This is a genomic window from Brevibacterium sp. FAM 24630 (genome assembly GCF_049804075.1).
Classification (GTDB): Bacteria; Actinomycetota; Actinomycetes; order Actinomycetales; family Brevibacteriaceae; genus Brevibacterium.
The window spans coordinates 144,193-154,792 of sequence record NZ_JBNBZD010000001.1 but is presented as its reverse complement, the minus strand read 5'-3'; the positions used below and the strand labels follow the sequence as shown (position 1 = coordinate 154,792).

General features: G+C 65.1%; 13 protein-coding genes. All 13 read left to right on the top strand.

Annotated elements, in window-relative coordinates:
• The first annotated feature begins 15 nt into the window (after positions 1-15).
• The 13 genes from ACPUD7_RS00695 (at position 16) to ACPUD7_RS00635 (ending at position 10,552) form a co-directional block, all read left to right on the top strand.
• A complete protein-coding gene (locus ACPUD7_RS00695; protein ID WP_135539461.1) occupies positions 16-417 on the top strand; it encodes a hypothetical protein in 402 nt (133 codons plus the stop codon).
• 195 nt (positions 418-612) lie between these two features.
• The gene (gene ftsY / locus ACPUD7_RS00690) at positions 613-1,755 is read left to right on the top strand and encodes a signal recognition particle-docking protein FtsY (protein ID WP_425118810.1); all 1,143 of its coding nucleotides are present in this window, start codon (positions 613-615) and stop codon (positions 1,753-1,755) included.
• Between the two features lie 161 nt (positions 1,756-1,916).
• Positions 1,917-3,137, top strand: a complete 1,221-nt coding sequence (locus tag ACPUD7_RS00685; protein ID WP_425118809.1) for an ammonium transporter — start codon at positions 1,917-1,919, stop codon at positions 3,135-3,137.
• 327 nt (positions 3,138-3,464) lie between these two features.
• The gene (gene ffh, locus ACPUD7_RS00680) at positions 3,465-5,078 is read left to right on the top strand and encodes a signal recognition particle protein (protein WP_425118808.1); all 1,614 of its coding nucleotides are present in this window, start codon (positions 3,465-3,467) and stop codon (positions 5,076-5,078) included.
• A gap of 157 nt (positions 5,079-5,235) precedes the next feature.
• Positions 5,236-5,670: a 30S ribosomal protein S16 gene (gene rpsP, locus ACPUD7_RS00675; RefSeq protein WP_135539453.1), complete on the top strand. Its 435-nt coding sequence runs from the start codon at positions 5,236-5,238 to the stop codon at positions 5,668-5,670.
• A gap of 1 nt (position 5,671) precedes the next feature.
• Positions 5,672-5,902, top strand: a complete 231-nt coding sequence (locus tag ACPUD7_RS00670; protein WP_135539452.1) for an RNA-binding protein — start codon at positions 5,672-5,674, stop codon at positions 5,900-5,902.
• Positions 5,903-6,092: 190 nt separating this feature from the next.
• Positions 6,093-6,593, top strand: a complete 501-nt coding sequence (gene rimM, locus ACPUD7_RS00665; protein WP_425118807.1) for a ribosome maturation factor RimM — start codon at positions 6,093-6,095, stop codon at positions 6,591-6,593.
• Between the two features lie 74 nt (positions 6,594-6,667).
• The gene (gene trmD / locus ACPUD7_RS00660; protein ID WP_425118892.1) at positions 6,668-7,438 is read left to right on the top strand and encodes a tRNA (guanosine(37)-N1)-methyltransferase TrmD; all 771 of its coding nucleotides are present in this window, start codon (positions 6,668-6,670) and stop codon (positions 7,436-7,438) included.
• 174 nt (positions 7,439-7,612) lie between these two features.
• Positions 7,613-7,954 carry a 50S ribosomal protein L19 gene (gene rplS / locus ACPUD7_RS00655; RefSeq protein ID WP_135539448.1) on the top strand — a complete coding sequence of 114 codons (342 nt, stop codon included), beginning with the start codon at positions 7,613-7,615 and terminating at the stop codon, positions 7,952-7,954.
• Between the two features lie 31 nt (positions 7,955-7,985).
• Positions 7,986-8,609, top strand: coding sequence for a signal peptidase I (gene lepB, locus ACPUD7_RS00650; RefSeq protein ID WP_425118806.1), 624 nt, complete (start codon positions 7,986-7,988; stop codon positions 8,607-8,609).
• A 173-nt stretch (positions 8,610-8,782) separates the two neighbouring features.
• Positions 8,783-9,487 (top strand): signal peptidase I, encoded by a 705-nt coding sequence (gene lepB / locus ACPUD7_RS00645; protein WP_135539444.1) that lies wholly within the window; start codon positions 8,783-8,785, stop codon positions 9,485-9,487.
• Positions 9,487-10,248: a ribonuclease HII gene (locus ACPUD7_RS00640; protein ID WP_135539442.1), complete on the top strand. Its 762-nt coding sequence runs from the start codon at positions 9,487-9,489 to the stop codon at positions 10,246-10,248. Before lepB (ACPUD7_RS00645) ends, ACPUD7_RS00640 begins: the two co-directional genes overlap by 1 nt.
• Positions 10,235-10,552, top strand: a complete 318-nt coding sequence (locus ACPUD7_RS00635) for a DUF2469 domain-containing protein (RefSeq protein ID WP_135539440.1) — start codon at positions 10,235-10,237, stop codon at positions 10,550-10,552. The genes ACPUD7_RS00640 and ACPUD7_RS00635 overlap by 14 nt, the downstream gene beginning before the upstream one ends.
• Positions 10,553-10,600: the final 48 nt, after the last annotated feature.

The window sequence follows — 10,600 nt, the reverse complement described above, 5'->3', positions numbered from 1 at the left end:
AGGTGGCTCGAGGGCATGAATTCGGTGCTTGTCATCATCGTAGGACTGGCGATCTCGTTCGCTCTGGCTCTCGTCGTCGTCCTCCTCGTCGCTCTGCCCGGCCTGCGTGCCGAGGGCCGACTCAAGTACTCCTCCGAGGTGCAGCGATTCCGTCTGCCCGCCCAATGGACCGGCTACGACGACGAAGTCCACGAATTCTTCGGCCACGACGACGGCACCTCGCATCTGGCCACGCGGGAACAGGCGGCGGTCACCGCGATCCGCGACCATTCCTATGTGCTGCGTCCGCAGCCTCGCCGTCATGCGGCCCCCTCGCTCATCACGGTGCGTCCGCGTACCCGCCACTGGAAGATCCCGGAGTCGGGAACCGGGTGGAAGACCACCGCCGGTCTGCTCTTCGGCAGCCGCGGATCCTGAGTGCTGACAGGTTCTGAGCGCAGACGAAACCAAGATCACAGACAAACCGGTCCCCGCGGAATCGGGGCCGAGGACAATGGAAACCGCGCCGACTGATTCCGGCGTGGGACACGACAGACAGACACCACCGGATGAGTCCGGGAACTCGAGTGCCGGCGGCCTGACCGAAGGCTCTCAAAGGAGGACGGAAGAACAATGGATCAGCCGATCATCTTGCTCGTCGTCGCGGCCATCGTCTTCATTCTCGTTGTTGCGCTGGGCATCTCCCTGCGCGTCAGCGGCACGAAGCGAGGACCGCGCGAAGAACGCAGCATCGATGCCGATGTCACCGGTGAGCTCAGTACCGATGAGGTCGCCGAGGCGGTCGCGAAGGAGAAGGCCGAGGCCCGCGGTTCGGAGGTTCCCACGGAACCGGCCAGCCGGCTCGTGCGCCTGCGCGAACGCCTCGCGAAGTCGAACTCCGGGCTCGGCCGTGGCCTGCTCAACCTCCTGTCGCGGGACAACCTCGACGAATCCGCATGGGAGGAGATCGAAGACACGCTCATCCTCGCCGACGTCGGTGTGGAGCCGACGACCGAACTCGTCGACCGGCTGCGCGAACGCGTCAAGGTCCTCGGCACGCGTGACCCCGACGAGGTGCGCGGGCTGCTCCGGGAAGAGCTCATCACCCTCGTCGACCCGACCATGGACCGCTCCCTGGCCGATCAGGGAACCGGCGGAGATCCCGCGGTCTTCCTCGTCGTCGGAGTGAACGGATCGGGGAAGACCACGACCGTGGGCAAGATCGCCCGCGTGCTCGTCGCTGAGGACAGAACCGTGCTCCTCGGGGCCGCGGACACCTTCCGCGCAGCCGCCGCCGAGCAGCTGGCCACCTGGGGTGAACGCGTCGGCGTCGAAACCGTGCGCAAGGAAGAAGGGGCCGATCCCGCCTCGGTGGCCTACTCGGCCGTGGAGAAGGGGCAGGCCGACGGCACCGACGTCGTCCTCGTGGACACGGCCGGACGGCTGCAGAACAAGCGCGGCCTCATGGACGAGCTCGGCAAGGTCAAGCGTGTGGCCACCCGCCCGCTGGGCGAGGGCCACGAGATCGACGAGGTGCTCCTCGTCCTCGATGCGACCACCGGGCAGAACGGCATGCAGCAGGCGAAGGTCTTCGCCGAGGCGGTCGACGTCACCGGAATCGTGCTCACGAAACTCGACGGCACGGCGAAGGGCGGCATCGTCATAGCCGTCCAGCGTGAGCTCGGCGTGCCGGTCAAGCTCATCGGGCTGGGTGAGGGTGCAGACGATCTCGCGCCCTTCACCGCCGAAGGATTCGTCGACGCGCTGCTCGACTGATTTCGCGTACTGATCCTGCCGGGTCTCACCCTTGTATCGACGGGGTGGGGCCCGGCTTGTCACACTGCGGAAACATGACCGAAGCATCACTGTGACATGCGTCATGGAGACTGTCTCTGCGCGGTTCGATCCGGAACCGGCTTGGACAGATGAGAGACGACATGGAACTCGATGCAGTGAACGTATGGATGATGGTCGCGGCAGGGCTGGTGCTGCTCATGACACCGGGGGTGGCGTTCTTCTACGGCGGGATGACGCGAATCACCTCGGCCATCAATATGATGATGATGGTCTTCTCCGCAATGGCCGTCGGCGGGCTCGTCTGGGTGCTCTGCGGATATGGTCTGAGCTCGGGTGATTCGATCGCCGGAATCGTCGGCAATCCGCGGTCCCAGCTCGGACTCAGCGGTGCCGTGGCCGATGATCCCGCCTCGCTCATCTCGATCGGCTACGGATCGACCTTTGCGATGATCGCGATCGCGCTCATCGCCGGAGCCGTCGCCGACCGAGCGAAGTTCTCCACCTGGCTCGTCTTCTCCGCCGCCTGGGTGACTCTGGTGTACTGCCCGCTGGCGTTCATGGTCTGGGGCGACGGTCTGCTCAGCGAATCGGGTGCGATCGGCCGCCTGTTCGGACCCGCCATCGACTTCGCCGGCGGCACCGTCGTCCACATCAACGCCGGCATCTCCGCCCTCGTCCTCGTCATCGTCATGGGTCGCCGCGCCAGATTCTCGGCCCCGCACAAGCCGCACAATATTCCGATCACCGTGTTGGGAGCGGCCCTGCTGTGGTTCGGATGGTTCGGCTTCAACGGGGGCGCCGCCGCGACGATCGAACAGGGCGGTCTGATCTGGATCAACACCCTGGCCAGCCCGGCCGCCGGCATGATCACCTGGATCATGATCGAACGCCTCCGGGCTTCGCGACCGAGCAGCATCGGCAGCGTCTCCGGAGCGATCGCCGGCCTCGTCGCGATCACCCCGGCGTGCGCTGACGTCGACCCCTATGCTGCCGTGCTCATCGGCATCGCCGCAGGTGCCGGAGCGATCTTCGCCGTGGAGGCGAAGAATCGTCTGCGCTACGACGATGCGCTCGATGTGGTGGCCGTCCACCTCGTCGCGGGGGTCATCGGCACTGTGATGATCGGCTTCTTCGCCTTCCCGCACGAGGACGGGCCGGCCGGTCTCTTCTACGGAGCCGGTTTCGAACTGCTCATCGCGCAGGTGCTCGCCTGTCTCGTGGCCGTCGTCTTCGCCGGCCTCGCCACGCTTGCCATCGCACTGGTGCTGCGCGGGACGATGGGGCTGCGGATCGACCCTCGCGAGGAGCTCGAGGGGATCGATGCCTTCGAGCACGCGGAGCAGGCCTACTCCTTCCGGTGACCTGCGACCGGCGGCCGCCGCTTCCCGCCGGTCACTGCGGCCCGGTGGTCACTGCCCCGCCGCCCGTCTGCAGGTGCTCTCTCCTGCAGTCAGGCGGGCATCCATCATCGTTCACCGCAAATCACCGTGGCGCAGCGAGGGGGTTTGCTGCTTACGGTGCCTGTTGCGACTAACGGTGCCTGTTGCGAGGGAGCGGGTGGGGGAGTGCGAGGCGGGGCCGCCTCGGCGAGAGTTCACCGGGCATTGTCAGCACTCACGGTTTCAGCCGGACGCGGGTGAGTTGCTAGGCTTAAGAGTCGACCAAATCATCGTGAAGAAGGCTTGTACGTGTTTAACTCTCTGTCAGACAGGCTCACCGCGACTTTCAAGAATCTGCGCGGGAAGGGCCGGCTGTCCGAAGCCGACGTCGATGCCACCATTCGTGAGATCAGACGTGCCCTGCTCGACGCCGACGTCGCCCTGCCTGTCGTGCGTGCCTTCACCGGCCGGATCCGGGAGCGTGCGCTGTCCGAGGAAGTCTCGGGCGCACTCAATCCCGGCCAGCAGGTCGTCAAAATCGTCAACGACGAACTCGTCGGCATCCTCGGTGGTCAGACGCGCCGTCTGAACTTCGCCAAGCGTCCGCCGACGGTCATCATGCTCGCGGGCCTCCAAGGTGCCGGTAAGACCACCCTGGCCGGAAAGCTCGCGCACTGGCTGAAGTCCGAGGGCCACCGCCCGATGCTCGTCGCCGCCGACCTGCAGCGGCCCAATGCGGTCAACCAGCTCCAGATCGTCGGTGAACGTGCCGGAGCCGTCGTCTACGCTCCCGAACCGGGCAACGGTGTGGGCGATCCGATCCAGGTCGCCACCGACTCCCTCGAGGTCGCGAAGTCGAAGCTGCACGATGTCGTCATCGTCGACACGGCCGGCCGGCTCGGCATCGACGAGGAGCTCATGGCCCAGGCCGCGGACATCCGCACCGCGGTCAACCCCGACGAAGTCCTCTTCGTCATCGACGCGATGATCGGCCAGGACGCGGTGAAGACCGCCGAGGCGTTCCTCGAAGGCGTCGACTTCACCGGCGTCGTGCTCTCGAAGCTCGATGGCGACTCCCGCGGCGGTGCGGCACTGTCGGTCGCCGAGGTGACCGGCAAGCCGATCATGTTCGCCTCGACCGGTGAGTCGATGAAGGACTTCGAACAGTTCCATCCGGACCGGATGGCTGACCGGATCCTCGACATGGGCGACATCATGACGCTCATCGAGCAGGCCGAGAAGAACTTCGACGAAAAAGAGACCGAGAAGCTCAAGAAGAAGGTCGAAGCCGGCGAGGACTTCGATCTCAACGACTTCCTCACGCAGATGGCGGGCCTGAAGAAGATGGGCTCGATGAAGAAGATGCTGGGCATGATGCCCGGCATGAGCCAGTACAAGGAACAGCTGGCGAACTTCGACGAGCGTGAGGTCGACCGGGTCGAAGCGATTGTGAGATCGATGACACCCCAGGAGCGATCGAACCCGAAGATCCTCAACGGCTCCCGCCGCGCCCGCATCGCCAAGGGTGCCGGCACCACCGTCACCGCGGTCAACCAGCTCATGGAGCGTTTCGGCCAGGCGCAGAAGATGATGCGCTCGATGACCCGCGGCGGCGGGATGCCCGGAATGCCCGGTGGCGGCGGTGGCATGCCGCAGATGCCCGGAATGGGCGGAATGCCCGGTGGTCCGGGGACCCGGAAGAAGAAGGTCTCGGGGAAGAAGAAGGGCCGCAAGGGCGGTCAGTCAGGCAACCCGGCCAAGCGAGCCCAGGAAGCGAAGGCGCTGGCCGATAAGAAGGCCGGCAAGACCCAAGATCCGGTCGGTTCGGCCTTCGGCGGAGTCGATCTGGGCAAGGACGAGGAATTCGACCCCTCGAACCTGCCGAAGGGATTCGGCGGAATCGTTCCAGGTGGCAAGAAGTAGAGCCTTCTGGCACAATTGACTCTTGTACTTTTGCTCTCGGTCCGGGCCCTCTCATCCGCGCCGAAGTGATAGTCCGAGCCGCGGCTTCCAGCAGGTCAACCCCACGATCGAACTGGATCAGCTGTGCACACAGAACACAAAAGGAGACACCACTCAAGTGGCAGTCAAAATTCGTCTGACCCGCATGGGCAAAGTCCGTGCACCCTTCTACCGCGTCGTCGTCATGGATTCGCGGACGCGCCGCGACGGCAAGGCCAAAGAGCAGATCGGCATCTACCACCCGACCCGTGAGCCTTCGGTCGTCGAGATCGACTCCGAGCGCGCTCAGTACTGGCTCTCGGTGGGCGCTCAGCCCACCGAACAGGTGCGTGCCCTGCTCAAGCTCACCGGTGACTGGCAGAAGTTCACCGGCGAGGGCGAAGCGGTCAACACCGTCAAGCCGCAGCAGGAGAAGGAAGCCTACGTGGCTCCCAACGCCGAGTCGGTCGTGAAGGAAGCCATCACGCAGAAGGGCGGCAAGTCCGCTGACGCTGCTGAGGCTCCGGCCGCCGAAGCCGCACCTGAGGCCGCTGAAGAAAGCGCTGAAGCCTGAGATGTTGGCTGATTCGCTCGAGCATCTGGTCCGCGGCATCGTCGATCATCCCGACGACGTGTCCGTTCGCTCGCGTTCATCGCACCGCGGCACGACCCTCGAGGTTCGGGTTCACCCCGAAGACCTCGGTCGGGTCATCGGCCGTGCGGGCAGGACCGCCAAGGCCCTGCGCACCGTGATGAACTCTCTGGCCGGCCGTGAGTCGGTGCGAGTGGACCTCATCGAGGCGTAACACCTTCTGTGCGAGAGGGGATGCAGTGCATATGCGCTGCATCCCCTCTCGTGCATTCACCACCCCTTCGCCGACTAGACTGGTGCCTGAACACGGCCGCAGGCGCAGGATCTGCCGCGACGGATCGTCGCGCACATGCACCGACGTCAGCCGGCCGGACACTCAACGACCGCGAACTTCGAGGAGCAGAATGGACACGGTGATCGCCCGCCTGGGCAAGCCGCACGGGATCAAGGGCGAATTCACTGTCGAGGTGCGCACGGACCGTCCCGAGGAACGGCTCACCCCCGGGGCGAGCTTCGCCACCGACCCGGACATCGGCACGCTGACGCTGAAGTCGGCGAGGTGGCACCGCGACCGACTTCTCCTGGCCTTCGAGGAAGTCCCCGACCGCAACCGCGCCGAGGAGATCCGCAACACCCTCATCCTCGCAGAACAGGACGAAGAGGATGAGGACGACGACGCCTGGTACCTCGACGACCTCATCGGCCTCAACGTGTATGAGAACGACGAGCTCGTCGGAGAGATCGTCGACGTCACCAACGGCACCGCTCAGGACCTGCTGCACATGAAGCACACGCTCGGCCACGTCGTGCTCATCCCGTTCGTCACCGCGATCGTGCCCGATGTCGACATCGAGGCCGGCCGCCTCGTCGTCACCCCGCCCGCAGGCCTCTTCGACGCCGAATGAGTGAACCGTCCCCGATGAGCAGCAACGACACCCCCGCCGAAGAGGCCGCCGCCGTTGGGCAGGGGGACCGGGCCATGTCGATCGACGTCGTCTCGATCTTCCCCGAGTACCTTGCCGGACTGCAGCTCTCGCTCATCGGCAAGGCCGTCGAACGCGGGCAGCTCGGACTCAACGTCCATGACCTGCGCGACTTCACCTTCGACCGGCACAACACCGTTGACGACTCTCCCTATGGCGGGGGAGCGGGCATGGTCATGAAGGCCGAACCCTGGGCGCTGGCGCTCGAACACATCCTCGCCGGTCGCCCCGCCGGGGAGGCGAAGCCCACGCTCATCGTCCCGAGCCCCGCCGGAGAGGTGTTCGACCAGCGCATCGCCGAGGATCTCGCCTCCCGGCAGCATCTCGTGTTCGCCTGCGGTCGCTACGAAGGCATCGATCAGCGGGTCATCGACTGGGCCGGGGAGCGCTTCGAACTGAGGCCCATGAGCATCGGCGACTACGTCCTCAACGGCGGTGAAGTCGCGTCGATGGTGATGATCGAAGCGATCAGCCGACTCATCCCCGGGGTCATCGGCAACCCGGAATCCCTGACCGAGGAGAGCCACGAAGACGGTCTGCTCGAATACCCGATCTTCACGAAGCCGGCGAGCTGGCGTGGCCGGGACGTGCCGGAGATCCTGCTCAGCGGCAACCATGCGGCGATCGCGCGGTGGCGGCGTGACCGACGTCTCGAAAAGACCGCCGAGGTCAGACCCGACCTCCTCGCCCGGCTCACCGACCTGAGCAGAGAGGACCTGGCCGCGCTCGAACGGTTTGAGTCTGAGCGTGGAACCGTGACAGAATAGAGCGTCGCGTTTGTTGGCCCTCACCTGCTTCAGGGGGATGTGGGTCCACCATGATCCGCCGTCTCTGATGCGGCGGATCGACGGGGAGCAATCCCGACAGACGATCCAGTCACCGGTTCACCGGTCCGATATGCGTGTCCTCGACCTGAAGCTGGGGCCACAGGAGAAACCACAATGCAGAAGCTCGATGTTGTAGATTCAGCCTCGCTGAAGTCCGATGTGCCTGAATTCCGCGCCGGCGACACCCTCAACGTTCACGTCAAGGTGATCGAGGGCTCGCGCTCGCGTATCCAGGTGTTCAAGGGCATCGTCATCCGTCGCCAGGGCGACGGAGTCCGTGAGACCTTCACCGTTCGTAAGATCAGCTTCGGCGTCGGTGTCGAGCGTACCTTCCCGGTGCACTCGCCCAACGTCGACAAGATCGAGGTCCTCTCTCGCGGCGATGTCCGCCGTGCGAAGCTCTACTACCTGCGCGAACTGCGCGGCAAGGCTGCTCGCATCCGCGAAAAGGCCTGATTTGCCCGGCACTGTGGGAGATGATCACACCGTGCCGAACCGACATGAAGACGCGACCTTCGGGTCGCGTCTTCTGTATTCGGCCAGGTTCTGGAAGACGATCGCGGCCATCGCCGTCGTCATCGTCATCCTCGGCGGATCCGTCCGCGGATTCGTCATCCAGCGCTTCACCATTCCCAGCGCCTCGATGGAGCCGACTCTCAAGGTCGACGACTCGATCACCGTCTGGCGTCCCGACGCCCTGCGCGGCGACATCCAGCGCGGCGACATCGTCGTCTTCGACGGCCGTGGCTCCTTCGTCGACGATGCCCTGCCGACGCCTCTGCAGAAGATCGGGTCCTGGGTCGGACTCGGCCCCCGCGACGTCTACTACGTCAAACGCGTCATCGCCGTCGGCGGCGACACTCTGCAGTGCTGCGATGCCGACGGTCGGCTCCTGCTCAACGGCGAACCTCTGCGTGAAGACTATGCCCCCACCCCCGCCTCGGCGGTGGAATTCTCCGTCGAAGTGCCGGCCGACACGATGTGGGTGATGGGTGACAACCGCACCGACTCCGCGGACTCGCGGTCGCTGCTCGGCCGTCCCGGTGGGGGATTCATCCCCACCGACCGGGTCATCGGCCCGGTCATCGGCCACGGTTCCTCGATCGACTGAGCCTTCGCCGCGACCGTCGGTGCGACTCAACCGCCATGGTGGGTGAGGCGGTTCGCGACTGCGCCTCCGCCTCGGCGAGGGCAACCGTGTGCGGTTGAGGATCCGGTCAGGTTCGTGCTGGTACGCTCGGTTCAGTCCCAGCGGAAACCGTGGCCGAATGTGAAAGCGAACGAATGACCAGCGACTCTCAAGCTTCCCCGCCCCCCGCCTCGAAACGGTTCGTGCGGGGGCTGTTGGAGACCGTGGCGATCATCGTCATCGCCCTGCTCATCTCGACGGCGCTGAAGACCTGGGTCGTCCGCTCGTTCTACATTCCCTCGGAATCCATGATGACCACCCTGCAGGTCGATGACCGGGTGCTGGTCAACCAGCTCGCCCCACGGTTCGGGCCGGCCAACCGCGGCGACATCGTCGTCTTCGACGACCCCGCGCACTGGCTCTCGGCAGCCGAGACCACCCAATACACCCCCAACCCGGTCCTCGAATTCATCGGCCTGGCCCCCTCGGATGCGGGAAACCAGCTCATCAAACGCGTGATCGGGGTCGGCGGCGACACCATCGAATGCTGCGATGGGCAGGGGCGCCTCATGGTCAACGGCGAATCGATCGACGAGACCTACCTCGATGAAGGCACCGCACCGTCCGAGGTCGAGTTCAAGGTCACCGTCCCCAAAGGCCACTACTGGGTGATGGGCGACAACCGCGGCAACTCCGCCGATTCCCGTTATCACATGGACAGCGAACCCTTCGTCTCCGAAGACGACATGGTCGGGACCGTGTTCCTCATCAATTGGCCGTTCAATCACTTCAGCTGGGTGTCGAACCCCGAAGACGTTTTCGCCGACGTCCCCGATTCGCAGGGAATCACCGGGAACTGATGACCATGCGCGGACTGACCGACCTCAGTGTCGAGAACGGACTGTTGAGAGAGGGCTTCGACTTCGTCATCGGTGTCGACGAGGTCGGACGCGGCGCCCTGGCCGGCCCCGTCAGTGTCGGTGTCGCCCTGTTCGATCTGCGGAAGATCACCGGCGCCGAGGTGCCCGCGGGCATCCATGATTCCAAGCAGCTCAGCGCCCGGTCTCGGCAGGACGCCACCGACCGTGTGCGTTCGTGGGCGACTGCCGCGGCGGTGGGTTCGACGAGCCCCGCCGAACTCGACGAGATCGGCATGACCATGGCGCTCAACCTCGCCGGACGGCGGGCGATGATCGAGATGCTCGACGCTTGGGGTGGTGCCGGTGTTGGTTCGGTCGCCTCGGCGGGGGACTGCCCGGAGCGGACGATGGTTCTCCTCGACGGCCGCCACGATTGGCTCTCGGCCCCACTTACCCTCGACTGCCTGGGGATATTCGGGCACTGCGCCGAATTCGAACTGCCGCCGGTTCGCACCGTGATCAAGGGCGACGGCTCCGTGCCGGCGATCGCGGCGGCGAGCATCGTCGCGAAAGTGACTCGCGACGAGACGATGATCGCACTCGCCGAGGATCTGCCGCACTATGGTTGGGAGTCGAACGTGGGATACGGCACGGCGAAGCACCGGCAGGGCATCGTCGACTTCGGTCCCAGCATCCACCACCGTCAGAGCTTCCGCTTGCACGCGGTATCAGAAGGGAGGGGTCATCATGAGCGCCGATGATCTGGACGACTACGAGGCTCAACTCGAGCTCCAGCTGTACAAGGAATACCGAGATGTCGTCGGTCTCTTCGCCTATGTCGTCGAGACCGAACGACGCTTCTACCTCGCCAATCACGTCGACCTCAAAGCCCACAACGATGCCGGGGACGTGTACTTCGAACTCACCCTGCGCGATGCGTGGGTGTGGGACAGCTACCGTTCCTCCCGGTTCATCAAGACCGTGCACGTGCTGACCTTCAAAGACGTGAACATCGAGGAGATCGCGAAATCCGATCTCGAACCGCCGACGTCGATCCGGGGCTGAGTTCGGGAAGCGAGTCCGGGCGGGCACTCGCGCACCAGCATCTGTGGA